Below are 21,574 nucleotides of genomic sequence, written 5' to 3' on the forward strand. Positions count from 1 at the left end.
TTTTTAGTCCATTTCATAAAAATCATCGCTCTCATCATCATCGTCGTAGCTATAATCATCATCATCGTAATTATGCCTATAAGACTTTTCATAATCTTCGTTATCTTCATTGTCTTCTATATCATCCAAATTCTCATCATCAAAAATTTCATCATCATCATAAGCCATAATTTTCTCCTTTAAATTTGGAATTTGAAAACTTATTTTAGCTAAAATTTCAAAGTTTTAGTTATAATTTTAAAATTTTTTCAAGGTTTTTTTATGAATTTAACGCACTTAGATGAAAATAATCGTCCAAAAATGGTAGATGTAAGCACTAAGGATATAACAAAAAGAATAGCCCTTGCAAGTGGGCGAATTTCTATGAGTAAGGATGCCTTTTTAGCCATTAAAAATCATACAAACAAAAAGGGGGCTGTCCTTGAAACTGCCATTGTTGCAGCCATTATGGGGGCAAAAAAAACTAGCGAATTAATCCCTATGTGCCACCCCTTAATGATTAGCAATGTTCAAACAAATATTGAAGAATGCAAAGAAGATTATAGTTTTAAACTCTTTGTTAGGGTAAAATGCGAAAATAAAACAGGCGTTGAAATGGAAGCTTTAACAGGCGTTAGTATAGGGCTTTTAACCATTTATGATATGGTAAAGGCAATTGATAAAACTATGATAATAAGCGATATTATGCTTTTAAGCAAAGAAGGGGGCAAAAGTGGTAAATTTGAACGAAATTAAGCAAGAACCTATTATTAATTATCCTACCTTTTGGGAATATAAGGTTATTTTGAAAAGTCATATTTTAGCAAAAGAAATTTTTGAAGAACTTTTAGTACAAAGAGAATACAAATACCAGCACAGCCATTCAAGTAAAAATGGTAAGTATCAAAGCTACTTGCTTAGCGTCTTTGTTAATAGTAAAAAAGATAGGCTTGATATATTTGAAAGATTAAAAGCAAAAGCACAATTTGTCTTATAAGGAAAAAATATGCAAAATACATTAATGATTTTTGAAAATTCGCTTGTAAATGCTGATAGAGACAAGATTAGTTATTTAATCGAGGATTTAAGCTTTAGTTTAGCTTATAAGCAACTTGTAAATTCAAGCAATAAAGAAAGCCTTTTAAATGCTCTTTTAATGGACTTTTTAGCCATTTTAAAAAGGCTTGATTTATTAAATGATGAAAATACCTCAAGGCTGATAAAGGCCTTAATTAAGGCAAGTATGCAAGAATCACAAAATAAGCTTTATGCTATGATAAATGAACTAGAACTTTTAAGCAAACAAATTCAAAATCAAAAAAATTCCATTAAAAATCAAACTAGTAATTATTTTTTAGAATTTGAAAAGGCCTTGCAAGATAGTCCTTATAAGGATGAATTTAAAAGTGGTTTAAATGATGCTATTTTATTTGATTTAGAAACATTAGGAATTTTAAAAGAAACTGCCGAAAGTGCTTTTTTAACGACCATTGAAAAGGCTGAGGATATTGAGTTTACAAGTGGTGAAATAGCTAAGTATTTAGTTTATAATGCTGTAAATGAAGCTCAATTTGAGAAAAAAAGGATAATGCAACTTTCTGAAGTGGTGCTAGAAACGGCATTTGAGTTAGCAAATACCTCTATAATTTATGCAAAGGATTTAAGTTTGGGTGCTATTAAGGGAACTCAAGAAGGAATTGAGTTAGCCATTGATAAACTAAAAAATACCCTGCCTTATGCAAATTTACAGATAAATGAAAAGGAATTAATAGGCATAGAAGATGAATTTATAGCCCTTTTAAAGCTTATAATACAAAAACAAAAGGACCCTTGCAAAAAAATCGTTTTAACCTTACTTGAAAATGAATTAGATAGCATTTTTGCTAAATTTAAACGTCTTGCAAATGAAAGTAGAGAACAAATAAAACTTGCCTTAAATGAACTTAAAAAAAGCCCGGCAATTGATAATTTTAACAAGCTTACTCAAAGAAAGATTGACGGCTTTAAGCAAGAAATTTCAGAACTTGAAAGGCTTAATAGCGAAAAATATAAAAATTTCAATCTAGCACAAAGTAAACAGCTTGGACTTAGACTTTGGGAGAGAGCTAAGAATTTATTAAAGGGCAATGGTGAGTAATATTATCTTACTTGGTGGTTCAAACTGCGTTATGGTAAATGGACTGCAAAAAGGTATAAAAGAAGTAGCTAAAGAAAAAGAATTAAACTTTTATAATTTTTCCCTTGGATATTGCACCTCTTTGCAAAATTTATATGAATTAATAAGACATAAGGAAATTTTTGCAAATGCTAGTTTAATAATCACAGAAAGTAATGTAAATGAAATTTATAATAATCAAGCCCCACGAGAAAAATTGCCACTTAACTTAATAGCTAGATACATTTTTTATTATTATCGTTATTTACACTCCTTGCAAAAAAAGGTAGTCGTGCTTATCTTGCCCTTTTACAAGGCAAATCATCAAATAATAAATAACCTACACATTCTAAACGCAAATAATTTTGGCTTTAATATCATAAATTTACAAAAGGCATTTAGTAAGATGAATTTGATTGAATTTGCTAATATGTTTGAGGTTCACCAACCTGCAAATATCATGGCTAAGATAGGAAAATTAATAATGACAAATTTAAAAAACTATCATTATCCAAAAAAAATTGAAAATAACAATAACATAGATAATTTTTTAATAATAAAACCAAGTGATATGATAAATCTATCAAAAAAACCCAAAGAAAATATAGCTAAAAACTCAGCCTTTGAAGAATTAACTTATAGACTTGATAAAGACATAAGCTTAAAATTTCCACCAAATTCAAAGGGTTATAGATTAGCCGGGCTTCATTCTTGGAATGAGAGTAAAAAATTTAGTGAAAACGTCCTTAAAATTAATTCAAGCATTTATATAAAAAATAAAAAATACGAACTTGTTAAAGAAATGGCTGCTTTGAATTTGTTTTGTGAAATTTTAAACACAAATTTTATTGTAGATGATGAAAGTATAGTTAGTTTTAATGATAAAAATAAGCCAAATACAGAATATTTTCACGCTTGTTTAAGTAATTATAAGGATAGTAAAAAGCTTGCTTATTTTGATTTAATAGCCTTTTTTCTTATAAAGGATGATGAAGAAAATATAGATTTTACAAATTTAAATAAGCAAAGCATGTTAGAAGAACGAGATTTTACAAATTTAATAATAAATAACACACTTTATGAAGAGGTGATAAATGCTTGTGTTTCTTTGATTAAACAAAATAAAATCAATGAAAGTATAAGTTGTAATAATTTCTTTTCTTATAAATTAGGACAAGCCCTAATAAAGGCTTATAAAAATCGTTACAAGGGTGGTTTTTTTAAATTTATTTTTGAACTAAGAAAGCTTAAAAAAGATTATAAGCTAAATTAAAGCACAGCCTTTTTGCTGTACTTTAATATGCCCTTTTTTTGCATTCAATTTCTATTTCTCTTGCAGTTGCGTTTTGAATTTGTTGAGGGTTTTGTTGTTGATTTGCATCATAACCATAGCCATAAAAGGTTTTAGCCTTTATAAAGGTACCTACTTGTAAATCGCTAAAAGTACCTTGTTTATCCGTACCAAAAATGCCACAATCTTCCATGTCTATTTCAGTATTTGGCAAAATTTTAACATTTATCCTTTGACCATAAGTAGTTTCTACTAAAATAGTCTTTGCAGCATCATTTATATCAACGATAGTACCATAAGTACCACTATCTGCATATAAAACACCTGTCAAAGATAAAGCTAGTAAGCAAGTTGCAATTTTTTTCTTCATAATAACTCCTTTTTAAAAACTTACGAAATTATAACTAAAATTTAGTGAAGTTAATGTGAAATTTAAAACTACTTTTTTTAAAATTTAACTTTCACTTTTATGCAAAAAAGCTTTTATAAATACTATTAGCACATTCTAAGCCATCCTTTATAGCCCATACGACAAGAGCTTGTCCCATTCTAGCATCACCACAAGCAAAGATTTTTTTATGAGAGGTTTGATAATCATTTGTTAAAATATTATTTTTTTCATCAAATTTAATATTAAAATTTGATTTAAGCTCATTTTCACTGCCACTAAAACCCATAGCAAGCAAGATTAAATCAGCCTTATAAAATTTACTTGAATTTGCAATTTCAACATTTACCATTTTTGAATTTATCGCTTCTCTTTTTAAATCACTTGCATAAACGCCCTTTACAAAGCCATTTTCACCCACAAATTCCTTAGTTAATTTTTGATACATTCTAACATCCTTGCCATAAACAGCAATGGCTTCTTCTAAACCATAATCAGTACTAAATATATCAGCCTTTAAAGGCCAAGGATTATTTTGGACCCTTTTTAATGGTCTTTTTGGACTTCTTTCAAAGCGAGTTATTGATTTTGCTCCCTGCCTTAGTGCAACTGCCACGCAATCAACACTTGTATCCCCACTTCCTATAATCAAAACATCCTTATTTTTAGCTAAATCATTTGGTGCATTTTTATCTAGTAAGGACTTTGTATTCATAGTTAAAAAATCCACAGCAAACATGATATTTTTTAAATTCCTACCCTTAATATTTAAATCAATAGCCTTACTCGCACCAGTACAAAGCACAACCCCATCATAATCTTTTAAAAGCTTATTTGCTTTTTCCTTGCTATTGATATCATAAGAACAATGAAACTCAATGCCACTTTTTTTGAGTAATTCAACTCTCCTATTTATAACGCTTTTTTCTAATTTCATATCAGGAATTCCATACATTAAAAGCCCACCTATCCTATCACTTCTTTCAAAGATACTGACCTTAAAGCCAAGTTCGTTTAAGCGATATCCACAGGCAAGTCCAGCCGGTCCACTTCCTACAATGGCCATTTTTTTACCATTTAAATTTGGCTTTGAAATTTTTATAAATTTTTCCTTAAAAGCATTTTCAATAATAGCAAATTCATTATTTTTAATGCTAACGCTAGCCCCATTTATAGCACAAACGCAAGAATCTTCACAAGGTGCAGGACAAACCCTGCCTGTAAATTCAGGGAAAGGATTGGTTAAATCAAGTCTTTCATAAGCTTGTTCCCATAAGCCCTTATAGATTAAATCATTCCATTCAGGGATTAAATTTCGCAAAGGACAGCCTATTTCTTTGTTTTCTTCGATTAAACCAGCTTGACAAAAAGCAACCCCACAATTCATGCACCTTCCGCCTTGAATTTCTTGTTCTTCCTTGCTTAAAGCCTGACTAAATTCCTTGAAATTTTTAATTCTTTGCTTAGAATCAAGCTTTTTAAAATTCACCCTTTTAAAATCTAAAAATCCTCTTATATTGCCCATTTTCTATCCTTTCTTGCTTAATTTTAAAAAAGCACTAAGTTCAGGGTCTGCTTCTTTTTTACAAAATTCAAGCATTTTAAGCATTTTTTCATAGTCCCTTGGCATAACCTTGAAAAAATCTTTTTTATCAAATTTTTGCAAGATATTTTTTGCCTTTTTAGAATTTGTATAAAAAATATGCTTTTCAATCATGGCTTTTAAAACCTTTTCATCCTTAGCACTCAATGCCTTAATATCCACAAGTTCAGTATTTACATGAGCTTCATTATGCCTTCCAAAGATAAAGACCTCTCCTCCACTCATACCAGCACCAAAATTCACACCCACATCACCAAGTACCACAACAAGCCCTCCTGTCATGTACTCACAACCATGAACACCAGTTCCTAAAACAACGGCCTTTGCCCCTGAATTTCTAACGCAAAATCTCTCTCCTGCAATGCCATCTAAATACACCTCGCCTTCAGTAGCCCCATATAAACAAGCATTACCAGCTATTATATTTTCTTCGGGGCTAAAGGTAGCATCTTGTGAGATCCTTGCTATAATCTTACCGCCACTTAAGCCCTTACCTAAATAATCATTGCTATCGCCTATTATTTCTAGTACAATTCCTCTTGCTAAAAAAGCCCCAAAGCTGTTTCCAGCATTGCCTATAGCATTTATGTGAATGCTATCTTCTTTAAGGCTATCCTTACCATAATGCTTTAAAATTTCACTTGAAAGCATGGTAGCAAAGGTCCTACTTAGATTGCTAACTTGTAAGGATAATTTTATAGGTTCTTTTTTTGCCAAAGCACTCTTGCAAAGTGGCAATAAAATTCTATAATCAATAGTCTTTTCAAGCTTATTATCCTTAAAACCTTGAAAATGCACGGCATTTTTATTATAAGTAGGCAAGGATTTTAAAATTCTATCTAAATTTATCTTACTAGCCTTTCCTTGTATTTCTTTTTGTCTTAATTTATCAACCCTACCTATCATATCATCAAGCTTTTCAAAGCCAAGCCTTGCCATATATTCACGTAAATCTTGTGCTATAAAACGCATGAAATTTACTACATGTTCAGCCTTTCCTTTAAACCTATCCCTAAGCTTTGTATCTTGCGTCGCTATACCGAAAGGACAGGTATTTAAATGGCAAACTCTCATCATAGTACAACCCAAAACTATTAAAGGGGCAGTCGCAAAACCAAATTCCTCAGCCCCTAACAATGCAGCAATGGCTAAATCCCTACCATTCATTAATTTTCCATCTGTTTCAAGGCGTACCCTTTCTCTTAGATTATTTAAAATTAAAGTTTGGTGAGTTTCAGCAAGTCCTAGTTCCCAAGGAATTCCAGCATTTGCTATTGAAGTTCTAGGACTAGCCCCAGTTCCCCCATCATAGCCTGAAACTAAGATTAAATTCGCCCCGGCCTTTGCAACCCCAGCAGCTACGGTTCCTATGCCACTTTCACTAACAAGTTTTACTGAAATTTTTGCATCTTTATTAGCATTTTTTAAATCATAGATTAATTGAGCTAAGTCCTCTATGCTATAAATATCATGGTGAGGTGGAGGAGAAATTAAAGTAACTCCCGGCGTAGAATGCCTAGCCTTAGCTATCCAAGGATAAACCTTAAAGCCCATTAATTGCCCGCCTTCGCCAGGTTTTGCACCTTGTGCTACTTTGATTTGAATTTCTTTAGCATGTACTAAATAATTTAAATCAACGCCAAAACGACCACTTGCTACTTGCTTAATGGCTGAGTTTTTATCATTTACATAACGACTTTCATCCTCTCCACCTTCGCCAGAATTGCTCTTTGCCCCTATTAAATTCATAGCCATTGCTAAGCACTCATGGGCTTCTTTTGAGATAGAACCATAACTCATAGCCCCTGTTTTAAAACGTTTCATTATACTTTCAACGCTTTCTACCTTTTCAATATCAATGGCCTCGCTAAAATCAAATTCCATTAAAGAACGAAGATTAAGCTGCTTTTTATCAATTAAAGCACTATACTTTTTAAATTCCTTATAATCATTATTTTTACAAGAATTTTGCAAATGAAAAATCACAAGAGGGTCAAGTAGGTGTTCTTCTTTTTGACTCCTTAACCCATGAACGCCCATAGAATCAAGTGCTTTTAAAGGCATAGTAAAGGCGTTTTTATGTATATTAATCAATTCTTTTTCATAATCTTGCAAACTAATGCCTTCAATCCTTGAAGTTGTAAGGGTAAAGTATTTATCTATCATTTGTGAGTTTAAACCTAAACATTCAAAAAGAGCTGAACCATTATAGCTTTGCAAGGTAGAAACGCCCATTTTTGAGGCAATCTTAACAATACCCTTTGAACTAGCCTTTATAAAATTTAAAATGGCATCTTCATAGCTTAAATTTAAATTTTTATTTTCTATTAATTGATAAATGCTTTCATAAACTAAATAGGGATTAATAACTGTTGCCCCATATCCTAACAAACAAGCAAAATGATGAATTTCTCTAGCCTCACCAGTTTGTATAATAATACTAGCATGTGTTCTTAAGGACTTTCTAACTAGGTAATTATGAAGACCTGAAACAGCTAATAAAGAAGGGATATAAGCATTTTTTGCATTTACACCCTTATCGCTTAAAATGATAATTGAAACGCCCTTTTTAATCTCTTCTTCAACCCTTTCAAAAAGCTCGCTTAAAGCATTTTCAAGCGATTTTTTATTATAATCATAAAGCAAAGAAAATTCCTTAACTTGAAATTTCTTCAAAGACCTTATCTCAAAAAGTTCTTCATTGCTAATTATAGGCAGTGAAATTTTCACTCTTTTAGCGTTATTTTCATCAGCCTTTAATAAATTTCCTTCTCTACCTAAATAAATTCTAGTAGAAGTTACTATTTCTTCTCTTATTGCATCAAGTGGAGGATTTGTAACTTGTGCGAAAAGTTGTTTAAAATAATTATAAAGGGGTTGATATTGCTTTGAAAGCACGGCTAATGGGGTATCAACGCCCATTGCCCCTAAGGCTTCTTTTCCGTGTTGTGCCATAGGTAAAATACTTTGACTTAACTCATCATAATTATAAGCAAAGGCCTTTTGAAGTCTTAGTACTTCTTCCTTGCTTAAAAATTCATGCTTATAATTTTTGCTATGTTGTTTATCAAGGTGTATTAAATTTTTAAGCCATTTTTCATAAGGCTTTGCATTTGCATAATGAGATTTTAACTCTTCATCAGCTATTAGCCTACCCCTTGCAGTATCCACAAGCAATAATTTTCCAGGTTCTAAACGTTTTTTAGCCTTAATATTTTTTTCATCGAGTTTTAAGGCCCCTGTTTCACTTGAAAGTATTAAAAAATCATCCTTCGTTAGATAATACCTACTTGGGCGAAAGCCGTTTCTATCAAGACTAGCACCCATTACGATGCCATCTGTAAAGATAATTGCAGCAGGGCCGTCCCATGGTTCCATTAACATAGAATTATATTCATAAAAGGCCCTTTTTTTAGGCCCCATTGTGCTATTTTTATGCCAAGGTTCAGGTACCATCATCATAAAGGCCTCTTCTAAGGTGCGACCATTTAAAGCTAAAAATTCTAAGGTATTATCAAACATTGCAGAATCGCTACTTGGCTTAGCTATTATAGGAAAGATATCTTGTAAATCTTCAAAATAATCACTTTGCATAAGCCCTTCTCTAGCCATGATATTATGGACATTACCATGGATTGTATTAATCTCTCCATTATGCACCATATATCTATTTGGGTGTGCCCTTTCCCAGCTTGGGAAGGTATTTGTAGAAAAACGAGAATGAACAAGGGCTATTGCACTTTTCATATTTACATCTTTAAAATCTAGGTAAAAATCACTTAATTGAGTAGAAAGTAACATTCCCTTATAAACAATAGTACGCGATGAAAAACTAGAAAAATAAAATTTTGGCACATTAAAGGTACGTTTTTCAATCAAACGACGCAATTTATAAAGTAAACGCTCAAATTCAATGCCACTTTGTATATTATCAGGCTTTTTAACAAAGGCTTGTAAAAAATAAGGCATGGCCTTTAGTGCAGTTGCCCCTAAATCGCTTGGATTAACAGGCACCTCTCTAAAGCCTAAAAACTCAACATTTATGTCTTTTAAAGCTTGTAAAAAAATTTCTTTAGCTTCTTCTTTTGCGGCAAAATTTGGAGATAAAAACATTTGTGCAACCCCATAATTGCCCCTTTGAGGCAAAACAAAACCTAATTCTTGGGTTAAGAAAAAATCATGTGGAATTTGTATTAAAATACCAGCCCCATCGCCTGAATTTTCTTCTGCACCAGCCCCACCTCTGTGTTCAAGCTGCATTAAAATTTCTAAGGCATCACAAACCACCTTATAACTAGCCATACCTCTAATATTTGCAACCGCAGCTATACCACAGGCATCATGTTCGTATCTTGGGCTATAAAGTCCTATATCTTTGTTATTATCAAGGATATTATCTACTTGCATTTTATCTCCTTGTGTTAATTTGTTTTGAAATTATACACATATTTTTTTAATTTAGCAAGATTTTTTATATTAAAAATAAATAAATTAAAAAAATATTTTTGTATTATTAAAAATTTACACAAAAATTTAAATAATAATTAGCCCTTTATTTTAAAAATTAAAAATTTAAATTGAAATTTAAATAAAGGATTATGCGTTAAATAGTTAGAATTTAAGTATTTTAAAGGGATTTAGAAAAAAAATATAAAAAATTTATAAAACGCCCTTTGAACTTGAAAGCTTTTCATTTTCTATTTTAATAGCCATTTTAAAAGCTCTTGCAAACGCCTTAAATAAGCCTTCTGCCTTATGGTGTTCGTTTTTGCCTTTAACCTTTAAATGCAAACTAGCACCCATTGAATAAGCAAGGGAATAGAAAAAATGATAAATCATTTCTGTACTAAGTTTGCCTAATTTTTGCTTTTTAAATTTAGCCTTATAAACTAAATGTGGGCGATTGCAAAAATCAATAGCACAACTTGCCAAACTCTCATCCATAGGCAAAACAAAGCCATATCGCCCGATGCCTATCTTATCACCTAAGGCCTTTTTTATGGCAGTTCCAAGTGCAAGGGCAACATCTTCAACGCTATGGTGTTCATCTATGTGCAAATCACCATTACAAGAAATTTCAAGCCCTATGCCAGAATGAACAGCGATTTGTTCTAATAAATGGTCAAAAAAACCTATATCCGTGTTAATACTTATTTTGCCACCATTTAGGCAAAGTTTAACATTAATATCAGTTTCCTTTGTCTTTCTAGTAATATTTGCCATTCTAAAAGAAGATAAAATTTCATTTGTAATATCATCCCAGCTTTTTTCTCCATATTTAAGCCCTTTAATGCCTAAATTTGAAGCCAGTATCATATCAGTGTCCCTATCGCCTATTACAAAACTTTGGTCTTTATCAAAAAGATTAAATTTAATATACTCATTAAGCAAGGCTGTTTTAGGCTTTCTACACTCACAATTTTCATTTTCAAAATGAGAACAAATAAAAATATCCTTAAATTCTATATCGCAAGTTTTTAAAATTTCAAGCATTTTTTCTTGCGGAAGTTTAAAATCTTGCAAAGCAAACGAAGAGGTCCCAAGCCCGTCTTGATTGCTAACAAGAACGAATTTAAAACCGAAATTTTTAAGTCTCATTAATGCCTTTATAGCCCCTTTTTCAAAGCTTAATTTTTCAAGGCTATCTACTTGAAAATTATCCTTTGGTTCTTTTATAAGTGTTCCATCTCTGTCTATAAATAATATTTTTTCCATAATTTTTTCCTTTAAAAAATAATTAATTTTGTTTTTTCTTTAAACTTTCTAAAAGTTCTTCTATCTTAAAAAGTTCTCTTTTTACAGGCGTTAAAAGATGAATTAATATATCACCAAGGTCAAGCACACACCATTCTTCGCCACTTTCGATGGCTAAAAACTGCTCATTTTTTGCCTTTAATTTTTCTTTAAGCTCATCAACCAAGCCCAAAGCATGTTTTTCGCCCAAGGTAGTAGCAATAATTACAAATTTTACAAAATACTCTTGCATATCAAAAATTTGAATATCCTCAGCCTTTTTTTCATCTAAAATTTTAACTATATAATCAATTCTTTCTTGCATTTTAATCCTTAAAACAATCAAAAATTTTCGCTATTGTATCAAGCTATTTGTTAAATTTTGTTTATTGCTAACTTGTAAATATTTAATTGATAAGAATAATTTTAAAAATACTCGCAAAGGCGTAAAAATTTGTAGTGAAATTTTAATAATCAACTTTTTCTAAAATCATAAAATTATTATGAAAATCTTTAAAACACTCATAGCTGTATTTTTTACTACTATTTAACACTTTTCCTTGTAAATTTATACGCAAACTTGTTTTTTGATTATCAGTTATTTGATAGGTATCTAAGGCTAAATTATCAAATTTACAAACTTCATCTGTATTAAAAATATAATAATGTATAGTAGCTTTTTGTAAATCATCTTCCCCAAAAACAGCAGTCCACACATAAAAAACATTTCTATCTAAATCATAGCGAATTTTTGGATGAAAACTAAACATTCTTATTGTTTCTTCATTGGTAGGTTTTCCTTCGCTAGTTTTTACCTGTAAATACTTTGTGATAATATCTAGTTTTTGTATTTTACAAAACTCGCATAAATTTGTAACGCATTTTGAATTCTTTCCTTCGTATTGTACTTGTCTTATAAATTGATTGCTAAATTTATTACATTTTTTGCAAAAATATTTTGAAATTACAAAATCTATGCCCTCATCAATATAACTTCTATGTACTTGCCAACCTAGTGCGTGAAGTTTCATTGCAAGTTGCATTTCACCATAAAGTCCAATAACTTGTTTTTTCTTATCTATATTTTCGCTCATAAAATAAATTCTTTTAAATTTTCTTTGCCTAAAAAATTATAAACATATTCTTTTGTACTTAAATCGCGTTCAATTCCTATTCCTACGCGTCCTAGCTTACTTGCCACTATTATACTTGTACCAAGACCGGCAAAGGGGTCTAAGACTCTTTCACCTTTATAGCTAAACATTCTTACGGCAAATTCTGGAATTTGCGTTGGAAAAGGGGCACTATGTCCTAAGATATTTTGTCCCTTAGAATTTATCTTAATCACAGGATTTATTTTTTTAATATCCCTACGCCAAGCATAAATAAAATCTTTGCTAATCTCATTTTTAATATTATTTTCATCATTTTGAGTGATAAAGGTTTTTGCACTAAATCTTTTGCCCCTATTTGCCTTACTTCTTTCAAAGCAATCTAAATTTTTACACTCCCAACTTTTCAAACCTCTTTCTGTATAAGCATTGCCATTAACTTGCAAACAACCACAAACTGGACAAGGATAGCGATTTTCATCTAATCTGTGTTTATGGAAAATCAAAATATGCTCATAACAATTCATAGGATATTGATAGTATGGATAAGGCTTGTTGCCATTTTTATGCCTTTGACTTTGCACCTCTCCTTTGTCCCAAATAATATCATCTACAAAGGTAAAACCTATTTTTTCAAATAAGATTATAAAATACGCCCCAAGTGGTAAACGTCTTTTTCCCCAAGTAGAACTTGTAAATAAATTGTCATTGTCGAATATATCACCAACATTAAATACAAAAACTCGGTGATTATCCAAAACCCTATAACACTCTTTTAAAATTTTTTCCATATCCTTAAAATATTCATCTAAATTTTTCCATTTAGCATAGTTTCTTGCGTTATAATAAGGAGGAGAAGTTACCATGCAAGATATACTTTCACTTTTCATAAGCCTTAAAGCCCTTAAACAATCTCCCCAAATAATCTTTTTATCTTCTTTTTCTTGTAAAAAATTTTCTAATTTTTCATCGTATTTATATTGTGCTTGATAAAGTTCTTTTATAAATTTATAATAGTGCTTTTCAAAAAATTTAACAACTTCTTTTTTATCTTTTATATTTTTTATATAAGAAATACTTTGCAAAAAATCTTTATATTCTTTTGCTTTAAAATGTTTTTTTAAATACTTTTCACTTTTTTCAAGTATGGTTTCTAAATAAGACTTACAATCTTTCAATTAAATTTTACTCCCTAAAAGTTCTAAAGCTATTAAGTCCTCAAAACTCTCCCTTCTTCTTATTAATCTTACTTTTTTATCTTCAATGGCTAGTTCGCAAACTCTAGGACGTGAGTTATAATTACTACTCATACTAAAGCCATACGCCCCACTATTTTTAATCACTAAAATATCCCCACTCTTACTCTTTGGTAGCATTCTATCCTTAGCAAAAAAATCCCCACTTTCACAAATTCCACCCACCACATCACAAAGACTTTTTTCATTATCATTATAGGGTAAAACTATTTCGTGATAGGCCTCGTACAAGCTAGGTCTTATTAAATCATTCATAGCAGCATCAACTATAATAAATCTTTTAGAAGGAGTGATTTTTTCATATAAAACGCTACTTACTAATTCCCCACTTTTTGCCACTAAAAAACGTCCAGGTTCTACACAAATGGTTACATCAAGCCCATTTAAGCAAGATAAAATTCCTTGTGCGTACTCGTATAAATCTGGTTCTTGTTCGTTTTCATAAACAACGCCCAAACCCCCACCTACATCAAAGAATTTAAGCTCAATATTAGCTGATTTTAGTTCCCTAACCAAGGAGGCTATAATCTTTGCTGCTTCTATTATAGGGCTTGTGTCAAGGAGTTGAGAACCTATATGAAAATGAATACCAACAGGTTCTAAAAAATCGCTATTTTGTGCGTAAAGATACATTTTTTTAGCCACTTCAAGCTTAACGCCAAATTTATTTTCATTTAAGCCAGTAGCAATATAAGGGTGAGTTTTTGCATCTACATTTGGATTAACACGAATGCTAATTCTAGCCTTTAAATTTAAGGCTTTTGCTACCTTTTCTAGCACTAGCATTTCAGCATCACTTTCCAAATTTATATATAAAATATCTAAATTTAGGGCCTCTTTAAGCTCACTTTCACTTTTTCCAACCCCACTAAATATTATTTTATAAGGCTTTGCACCTGCCCTTAAGGCCCTTTTTACTTCGCCTATACTAACGCAATCAAAGCCACTATCAAGTCTTACTAAATGTGCTAAAAGGCTTAAATTTGAATTAGCCTTTAGGGCATAAAAAATTTGTGATTTTCTTGCCTTAAAGGCTTCTTTTAAATGTAAAAATCTTTCTTTTATAGCGTCAAAATCATATATATAAAAGGGGGTTTGATAAGTATCTCTTAAAGCTTTATAATCCATTGTTAATCCTTAAAAATTGTAATTTTACTATAAAAAAACTTAGCGATGCTTATAAAAAATAAAAAAGGCAAAAAATCCAAGGCAAAGTATAGGTAAAACAATGGCAAGTTCAGAAGCTATCACGCCATTTTCACTAAGACGCATAGCTATAAATAAAGTACCCCACACAGCAAAGGTTACGATAAAGGCTACAAAGGCTACAAAGGCGAGATTAAAAAATCTACTAATAATAGGAAAAAAATAATACATTATTAACATTAAAAAAGGGGCAAAAAAGGGCGTAAAAATTTGCTTGTAAAGCGAGATTTTAATAGCATTAATGTTAATACCTTGTTCTTTAAATAAAATAAGGCTTTCAAGGCTATCTTTAATGGAAGAATCGCGGTTATTTGCCACATTTTCAATAATCTTTGGTTTAAAACCAGCAAGCCCTGATATACTTTCAAAATTTTCCTTAACAAAGCCATTTTCACCAAGTAAAAACGTGTCTGGTAAGCTAGTAGCATTTGTTTCTTTTAAGGTCCAGGTTTCATCTTTAAAAACAGCCTTTTTAGCCACTATAAAAGAGCTTAAATTTAAATCTTTAATATTAAAAATTTTAACCTCGTTTAATGTATTTTGTTCATTTAAGCTAGAAATATAAATAAAGCTATCATCAAATTTTAAAAAAAGGTCAGTACTTTGCTTACTTAAAGTGCCATTTTTTAATATATTTCTTTTATAATCATTTGCATAAGCAAAGGGGGTAAAATTTGAGATAATATATATAAAACAAAAAATTATCGCCCAAATAAAGGGAAAAATAATCACCAAATTTTTACTAAGCCCCAAAGCGTAAAGGCTTACAAATTCATTGTTTCTTATCATATTAAGCAAGGATAAAACAAGGGCAAAAATCAAAGATATAGGTAAAACATAAGTAATTGCACTAAAGGCCAAAAAAAGCGTGTAAAGTAGGCCTAAGTTTGCCGAATTTGGTAAGTCTTTAAAATTTAAAAGTAAATCAATACCACAATAAAAACCAAGCAAAGCAAAAAAAAGTATGAAAAAATTTTTAAGATAAATACTTGAAATAAAACGAAAAAATATCCACATTTACAACACTTTAAAGATTTTTGTAAATCTTAGCATAGAAAATACAATATTTTGTAAGTATGAAAGTTTTTAATGCTTAAACTTCCTTTTTAGCCCTTAAGCTAAATTTAGAAGCGATATAAGCTAAATCATCATTTTTTAAAAGCTCATTTAAAGCCTTGCAAGCTGTTTCTAAAACAGGGGCTAAAATTTTCTTTTCTTCTTCTTTAAACTCGTCCAAAACATAGTTTAAAACATTGTCATTTTTACCTATGCCTATGCGAATTCGCTCGTAACTATTTCCCAAAAGCAAGTCTATATTTTTAAGCCCATTGTGCCCACCATTGCCTCCACCCTTTTTAAATTTCAAGGTACCCAAGCTTAAATCTATATCATCGTGTATTACTATAAGTCTTTGACATTTGTAAAAATCATATACGGCTTTAATACTTTTGCCTGATAAATTCATATAAGTGTGAGGCTTTAAAAAAAGAGTGGAATTTAACTTTCTAACTTCGCCTTGAAATTTGGAATTTGAGATTATAAGAGCTTGTGAATTTTCTAAAAACAAATCCACAAGCATAAAACCGGCATTATGGCGAGTATTTTCATGCTCCTTGCCTATATTGCCAAGTCCTGCGACTAAAATCATCTAGCTTTTTCTACGCCAACTACAGCTACCCTTTGTGCGTCTATTATGCTTACACCCTTTGGAGCTACGACATCTCTTACAAGTAAGGCATCTCCAACATCTAATTTGCTTACATCAAGTTCAAAGAAATTTGGTAAATCCTCAGCTGTGCATTTTACCTTTAATCTACGTTTTGATTGTATTAAAACACCCTTATTTTTAAGCCCTATCGCAGTTCCTACTACCTTAACAGGTATCATATATTTAGAAACAACGCCCTTTTGAGCTACCTTTAAATCAACATGCTTTAAATCGCTTGTAACAGGGTTTTTTTGATAGTCAACTACAACCACATTTAAAACCTTATCTCCTATCTTTACATCAAAGGCTAAAGTAGTTTTTTTACGCACTTCTTTGATAAAGTCATTTACTTTAAAGGCTGCATTGATATTTTCTAAGCCTTTTCCATAGATGTTTGCGATTAGATAACCATCTCTTTTTAAAGCCTTAGAAGCTTTTCTACCGATACTCTCTCTAACGATACCTTCTAACATCTTTTGTCCTTTCATAAAAAATAAACGCTGATTTTATCAAAAATTCTCTTATAAAAAATTAAAAAATAATAGTCTTATTTTGAAAAATAAAAATTCTATCATCAAAGACTAAATCTAAGGCCTTTGAAAGTACATTTTTTTCTACATTTCGCCCAGCTTGTTGCATATCTTGCCAGCTAAATTCATGATTAATCGATAAAACATCTTGGGTTATAATAGGACCTTCATCTAGGTTATTATTTACAAAGTGAGCCGTAGCCCCTATTATCTTTACTCCTCTTTCGAAGGCTTGTTTATAAGGGTTTGCACCTATAAAAGCAGGTAAAAAAGAATGGTGTATATTTATAATTTTTCCTTCAAAATGACTAACAAAATTTGGCGATAAAATTCTCATATACTTTGCTAAAATCAAATAATCAAAGTCATATTCTTTTAAGCATTGTAAAATAAGTTCTTCGTGGCTTTGTCTGTCTAAATTCTCACTTTTTATACTATGAAAATCTATATCAAATTTTTTTACTAAATTAGCTAAAACTTCATGATTTGAAATAACAGCTTTAATGTTTGCCCCTAACTCATCACTATAATGCCTTATTAACAAATCCCCTAAACAATGACTTTCTTTAGTTGCAAAAACAACAATATTTTTTTTAAGTTTTAAATGTACTTCAATCTTTGAATTTGCAGGCAACATTGCACTTAAAGTCCCAATAAAAGCATCCTTATCAAAGTCCCCTTCTAAAATAGCCCTAAAAAAAAACATATTTTCACCGACAAATTCATCATTTTTAATAATATTTATATGATATTTAAAAATCACATCAGAAATTCTATATATCAAGCCTTTTTCATCATTTGTGCAAATTTTTAATATATAAATCATCATTAATCCTTAAATTTTTTTAAATAATTTTTTAGTTCAAGTTCCTTTAAACTAGCAAGTTTTTCGCCTAACATTTTACCATAAAAGCCCTGCTGCATTAAACTTTGTGAAGAAATTTCACTTTTAAAACTCTCGTTATAAATTTTTAACTCCCTAGCCCTTTTAATCCTTTCTTCATCCCAAAGTCCAAGCCATGTTTTTAAAGGCATTAGGGTAGAAATTTTCATAAAATCAAAATCGCTCATATCATCTTTAAAAAAAGGCTCATAACTTGCCTTTAAATAAGAATTTTTAAGCCTTGTTCTTTTAAAAAAATCTTTCTTATTTATATTAAAATAATTTAGGTAAAAATATAAAAAAAAGCTATCATCTTTAATAAATTTTCTATATTTTTCAAGTAAGATTATAAAATTTTCATCATTTGTATCAAGGTTAAAAAGCCTTTTTTCTAAATTTAATTTTTGCAAGTAAAAAAAGGCCTTTGAAAGGTATTGTCCTTTAAAAAATTTATAAAGTTCGCTATTTATTCTATCCAAACTTAAGTCCGATATATCCATACTTTGCATTAATTTTAAACTTAAATCATTTATATCAAAATTAAAACGCGATACAAAATAAATAGCCCTTAAAATTCTTAAACTATCTTCTTTAAAACTATCATCATCAATATGCCTTAAAATGCCATTTTGAAGGTCATTAAGCCCGTTATAAAAATCTAGTAATTCATCATTAAAAATATTTATCATTAAAGCATTTATACTAAAATCTCGCCTTTTTGCTGCTATTTTTTCATCTTGACAAAGGCTAACTTCAAAGCCCTTATGCCCGTAAGAAATTTTATTTTCAATTCTTGCTAGGGATAGATCAAAATTTTCAAACTTATACACAAAAAAGCTTTTTCCAAAGCCCTTTGCTCCAAGCTTTTGCATAAGCTTTTCAAAATCTTCAATGCTTAAATCATAAAGTTCTATATCAAAGTCATTTACCTCTAAGCCTAAAAACAAGTCCCTTACACTGCCCCCAACCAAAAAAGCCCTTTTTGTATAGGATCTTAAAAAATCACGTATAAAGGCAAGTTCGGGTTTAGTCTTTAAGCTTATCTTCGATATTTGCAAGTAAAAACTCTAAAAAATTCGTAGTAAGTTGCAATCTCTGTTCTAATTGATCCTTTTCAACGCTATTTAAACCCTCAAAAAGCACTAAAATCCTTTCTCTAAGATTTCTTAAAAACATATCTTCTTTTGAAACTTGGACCTGTTCTGTGATACTAGGATTTAAAATTTCACTTTCAAGTACTTGAATCTCATCTTCTATCTTAGGCAAAATAGGCTTTTCAAGTTGAATTTCTTTTTTTACACTTTCAGCCTTTTTAGCTTCTTCAAGTCTTTGAATTTGTTCTTTTCTTAGTCTTTCTTCTTTAAGCCTTAATTCCTCTTTTTTTTTATTTTCTTCTTTTAACTCAAGCTCACTTTTTCTTTTTGCCTCGTGCAACTCAACTTCGCTAATAGTTTGCTTTGCTAAATCTCGTAAATCCTTTTTCATATCCTAATCAACCACCTTTTAAATTCACTAATTTCTTTTTCGCTTTTCATTTTTATAAAAAAATCAAGCATTTGTATATTTAAATCTTCATGTTTTGAGCGAAAGCCACTTAAACGACGAATAGCATCAATTGCATTTTGATTATTCGGGTCTTTTTTTAGTATATTTTTATAAATTTCTAAGGCCTCTTGTTTTAAGCCCTGTGCCTCGTAAATTGAAGCCTCTGTGATAGTATTTTTCATTATTTTCCATTAAATAAATTTAAATCTTATTTTATCAAATTTAATTTAATAAATCAAAAAATTACTGCTTTTTAAAAAGTTCTTTAATATGTTTTTGTTTTTCATCATCAATGCTAATATTTAATTCTTGTTTTGTTTTGTTTGTATTTTTATCATCATTAAAATATAAATAATCTATGCCAAATAAAATTGCAATAATTATAAGAATAGGGATTAAAAAAATCATACAACACTTCTTTAAAAAAAATAAAAAAGCATTGTAGCAAATTTTTTCAAATTTTAAGCAAACTCATCGGGTACAGAACCACCATAAACTATATCTTCTGCCTTTTGGTCCTTATTAATCACCCTAGCTGCGTCGCTATTTTGTGCCTTGTCAATATCTTCTTCTAAGTCTTGATAAGTAAAAATCATACTTATATCAATGATATTTGGTAATTGTTCAAGCTTTTTATAAGTACCAACCTGGCTATCAAAATCCTCACTTTCAATAACAGCTACAATCTTGCCATTTTCAACTAACTCAATCGAACAATTTTCAACCCCTTCAATATCTTTTTTTAAATTAGGAATATTTTCTTCCTTTGCAACAATTAAAACACTTGATAAATTCATTTTACACTCCTAAATAAAATCACATCTCCATAACCTGCAATAATAAATTCATTATCGTTTATAAATACTATAAACTCACTTAATAAATTAATATCATCAAATTTAACAATGGTACTAAGCGTACTAGTATCAACTAACTCTGTAACATTAGTACTATTATCACTAAACGCAGCTATGCTACCACTTGGATTTAAGGCGCAATCATACATTAAAAAGGTTTTTTGTAAAAAATTTTCTTTGCCATTTTTAATAATACCTATGCGTCTATCTGTACCACAGCTTACAATAACATTATTTTTATAATCAACCTGATATATATTATCTTTATGGACCCCACTAAATTTAGCACTCAAAGCCCATTTTTTAATATCAAAAATTTCAATCTCTCCACTTTCAAAACCTGCCACAAGAAATTTTCTATCCTTGCTTAAAACAGCATCATTTAAACTTGAATGAGAAAATTTAAAACTTTTAGTAATCTTAGAATTTGTTAAATCATATAATATTATTTCTGAACCTAAATATACTACGAGTAAGATATTGTCATCTATGAAAAAAACCTTTTTTATCTCATCATCTTTTTGACCTATTTTTTTAAGTGTAGCATTTTTATAAATATGTACATCTTTTTTACCATAAGAAGATTCGCTTAAAATACTTAAATTATCTTTAAAAACATCCATAGAAAAAATAGAAGCAGCTGATTTTCCATAAAAATTTTCTATACTAGGCAAAGCGATAAGGTTTGATAAAACCTTATCATCGATAGTGTAAAGTAAAATTTCTCCACTATCTGTGCCTATGTATAAATTTTTATCATCAAGCTTTAAAGCTGTAACATTAGAATTTATACGCAACTCATAAGAAAAAACCAAGCTACAAATAAAGCTTATAATGAAAAAAATTCTTATCATTTATAATCAACGCCCTCATTCATAACATCAATAAGATTTGACTTCTTTTTAAGATCATCGTCTTTAAATTCCGCCTTAAACACATTTGCCACTATAGGTTTAGCATCACTTTGTGCAACATGACAAGCAGTACAATTAAAGCGAGAATCACTTAGTGTATCACCTGTTGATTTATTATTTCTATAATCATAATAATGAGTAGCAGGTAAAGAAGTAGCTCCAACATCAACAGCTATAGCCTTATCATGACAACTTAAACATAGATTATTATCAGCTGTAATAGGAAGCATATCTTCTATCGCGTGAGAAATAAGTGGTGGAGCATTTTCAAAGGCCCTTTCATAAAGTATTGATTCTCCTGCTTCTTTTCCAGCATAGCTAATATCTGTAAAAACAACTTTTTCATCTGCTAAGTCACCTTTTCTAAAGCCTAGGGTATCGGAATTCATTTCTTCTTGTGCCTTTGAAATCTTT

The 21,574-nt window shown here is 30.2% G+C and carries 24 protein-coding genes; 4 read left to right on the forward strand and 20 right to left on the reverse strand.

Features of this window, described 5'->3' with window-relative positions; all coding sequences use genetic code 11:
• Positions 1–3 precede the first annotated feature (3 nt).
• Entirely contained in the window at positions 4–168 is a 165-nt protein-coding gene (locus tag FMM56_RS05395; protein ID WP_150140574.1) for a highly acidic protein, read from the reverse strand.
• Positions 169–261: 93 nt separating this feature from the next.
• On the opposite strand from FMM56_RS05395, the gene moaC reads away from it, so the two are divergent.
• The 4 genes from moaC to FMM56_RS05415 are packed head-to-tail and all read left to right on the forward strand — an operon-like array spanning position 262 to position 3,407.
• Complete coding sequence (gene moaC, locus FMM56_RS05400; RefSeq protein ID WP_150140573.1) at positions 262–735, forward strand: cyclic pyranopterin monophosphate synthase MoaC; 474 nt, start codon at positions 262–264, stop codon at positions 733–735.
• On the forward strand, positions 713–976 hold the full coding sequence (locus FMM56_RS05405) for a DUF493 domain-containing protein (RefSeq protein ID WP_150140572.1): 264 nt from the start codon (positions 713–715) through the stop codon (positions 974–976). The genes moaC and FMM56_RS05405 overlap by 23 nt, the downstream gene beginning before the upstream one ends.
• Before the next feature lie 9 nt (positions 977–985).
• Positions 986–2,116 (forward strand): hypothetical protein, encoded by a 1,131-nt coding sequence (locus tag FMM56_RS05410; protein ID WP_150140571.1) that lies wholly within the window; start codon positions 986–988, stop codon positions 2,114–2,116.
• Positions 2,109–3,407, forward strand: a complete 1,299-nt coding sequence (locus FMM56_RS05415) for a hypothetical protein (RefSeq protein WP_190319019.1) — start codon at positions 2,109–2,111, stop codon at positions 3,405–3,407. Before FMM56_RS05410 ends, FMM56_RS05415 begins: the two co-directional genes overlap by 8 nt.
• Before the next feature lie 22 nt (positions 3,408–3,429).
• Here the strand turns inward: FMM56_RS05415 and FMM56_RS05420 are convergent, their stop codons facing one another.
• The 19 genes from FMM56_RS05420 to FMM56_RS05505 all read right to left on the reverse strand — a co-directional run bounded on the left by FMM56_RS05420 (position 3,430) and on the right by FMM56_RS05505 (position 21,549).
• Positions 3,430–3,795: a hypothetical protein gene (locus tag FMM56_RS05420; protein WP_150140567.1), complete on the reverse strand. Its 366-nt coding sequence runs from the start codon at positions 3,793–3,795 to the stop codon at positions 3,430–3,432.
• Positions 3,796–3,892: 97 nt separating this feature from the next.
• A complete protein-coding gene (locus FMM56_RS05425; RefSeq protein ID WP_150140565.1) occupies positions 3,893–5,338 on the reverse strand; it encodes a glutamate synthase subunit beta in 1,446 nt (481 codons plus the stop codon).
• A 3-nt stretch (positions 5,339–5,341) separates the two neighbouring features.
• Positions 5,342–9,823, reverse strand: a complete 4,482-nt coding sequence (gene gltB, locus FMM56_RS05430; RefSeq protein ID WP_150207969.1) for a glutamate synthase large subunit — start codon at positions 9,821–9,823, stop codon at positions 5,342–5,344.
• A gap of 252 nt (positions 9,824–10,075) precedes the next feature.
• Complete coding sequence (gene hisB / locus FMM56_RS05435) at positions 10,076–11,134, reverse strand: bifunctional histidinol-phosphatase/imidazoleglycerol-phosphate dehydratase HisB (protein ID WP_150151169.1); 1,059 nt, start codon at positions 11,132–11,134, stop codon at positions 10,076–10,078.
• 19 nt (positions 11,135–11,153) lie between these two features.
• Positions 11,154–11,474: a ribosome silencing factor gene (gene rsfS, locus FMM56_RS05440; protein WP_150140558.1), complete on the reverse strand. Its 321-nt coding sequence runs from the start codon at positions 11,472–11,474 to the stop codon at positions 11,154–11,156.
• Positions 11,475–11,616: 142 nt separating this feature from the next.
• Positions 11,617–12,243 (reverse strand): hypothetical protein, encoded by a 627-nt coding sequence (locus tag FMM56_RS05445; protein ID WP_150140556.1) that lies wholly within the window; start codon positions 12,241–12,243, stop codon positions 11,617–11,619.
• Positions 12,240–13,439: a DNA-methyltransferase gene (locus FMM56_RS05450; protein WP_150140555.1), complete on the reverse strand. Its 1,200-nt coding sequence runs from the start codon at positions 13,437–13,439 to the stop codon at positions 12,240–12,242. The genes FMM56_RS05445 and FMM56_RS05450 overlap by 4 nt, the downstream gene beginning before the upstream one ends.
• Positions 13,440–14,645: a diaminopimelate decarboxylase gene (lysA, locus tag FMM56_RS05455; RefSeq protein ID WP_150140553.1), complete on the reverse strand. Its 1,206-nt coding sequence runs from the start codon at positions 14,643–14,645 to the stop codon at positions 13,440–13,442. It abuts the gene before it with no gap.
• Between the two features lie 39 nt (positions 14,646–14,684).
• On the reverse strand, positions 14,685–15,740 hold the full coding sequence (locus FMM56_RS05460) for an LptF/LptG family permease (RefSeq protein WP_150207971.1): 1,056 nt from the start codon (positions 15,738–15,740) through the stop codon (positions 14,685–14,687).
• 76 nt (positions 15,741–15,816) lie between these two features.
• On the reverse strand, positions 15,817–16,371 hold the full coding sequence (gene pth, locus FMM56_RS05465; protein WP_150207974.1) for an aminoacyl-tRNA hydrolase: 555 nt from the start codon (positions 16,369–16,371) through the stop codon (positions 15,817–15,819).
• A complete protein-coding gene (locus tag FMM56_RS05470) occupies positions 16,368–16,904 on the reverse strand; it encodes a 50S ribosomal protein L25/general stress protein Ctc (RefSeq protein WP_150207976.1) in 537 nt (178 codons plus the stop codon). Before FMM56_RS05470 ends, pth begins: the two co-directional genes overlap by 4 nt.
• 58 nt (positions 16,905–16,962) lie before the next feature.
• A complete protein-coding gene (gene purU, locus FMM56_RS05475; protein ID WP_150207978.1) occupies positions 16,963–17,787 on the reverse strand; it encodes a formyltetrahydrofolate deformylase in 825 nt (274 codons plus the stop codon).
• A 2-nt stretch (positions 17,788–17,789) separates the two neighbouring features.
• Positions 17,790–18,902 (reverse strand): CCA tRNA nucleotidyltransferase, encoded by a 1,113-nt coding sequence (locus FMM56_RS05480; protein ID WP_150140542.1) that lies wholly within the window; start codon positions 18,900–18,902, stop codon positions 17,790–17,792.
• A complete protein-coding gene (locus FMM56_RS05485) occupies positions 18,871–19,329 on the reverse strand; it encodes a CiaD-like domain-containing protein (protein WP_150180565.1) in 459 nt (152 codons plus the stop codon). Before FMM56_RS05485 ends, FMM56_RS05480 begins: the two co-directional genes overlap by 32 nt.
• Positions 19,326–19,574, reverse strand: a complete 249-nt coding sequence (locus FMM56_RS05490; RefSeq protein ID WP_150140538.1) for a tetratricopeptide repeat protein — start codon at positions 19,572–19,574, stop codon at positions 19,326–19,328. Before FMM56_RS05490 ends, FMM56_RS05485 begins: the two co-directional genes overlap by 4 nt.
• A 58-nt stretch (positions 19,575–19,632) precedes the next feature.
• Positions 19,633–19,797, reverse strand: coding sequence for a hypothetical protein (locus FMM56_RS08730; RefSeq protein WP_190317976.1), 165 nt, complete (start codon positions 19,795–19,797; stop codon positions 19,633–19,635).
• A 53-nt stretch (positions 19,798–19,850) separates the two neighbouring features.
• Complete coding sequence (locus tag FMM56_RS05495) at positions 19,851–20,186, reverse strand: chaperone NapD (protein WP_150151181.1); 336 nt, start codon at positions 20,184–20,186, stop codon at positions 19,851–19,853.
• Positions 20,183–21,100, reverse strand: a complete 918-nt coding sequence (locus FMM56_RS05500; RefSeq protein WP_150151184.1) for a WD40 repeat domain-containing protein — start codon at positions 21,098–21,100, stop codon at positions 20,183–20,185. Before FMM56_RS05500 ends, FMM56_RS05495 begins: the two co-directional genes overlap by 4 nt.
• Complete coding sequence (locus FMM56_RS05505; protein WP_223811475.1) at positions 21,097–21,549, reverse strand: nitrate reductase cytochrome c-type subunit; 453 nt, start codon at positions 21,547–21,549, stop codon at positions 21,097–21,099. Before FMM56_RS05505 ends, FMM56_RS05500 begins: the two co-directional genes overlap by 4 nt.
• Positions 21,550–21,574 lie beyond the last annotated feature (25 nt).

Origin of the sequence: Campylobacter sp. LR264d, assembly GCF_008633895.1 — a bacterium.
GTDB lineage: Bacteria > Campylobacterota > Campylobacteria > Campylobacterales > Campylobacteraceae > Campylobacter_D.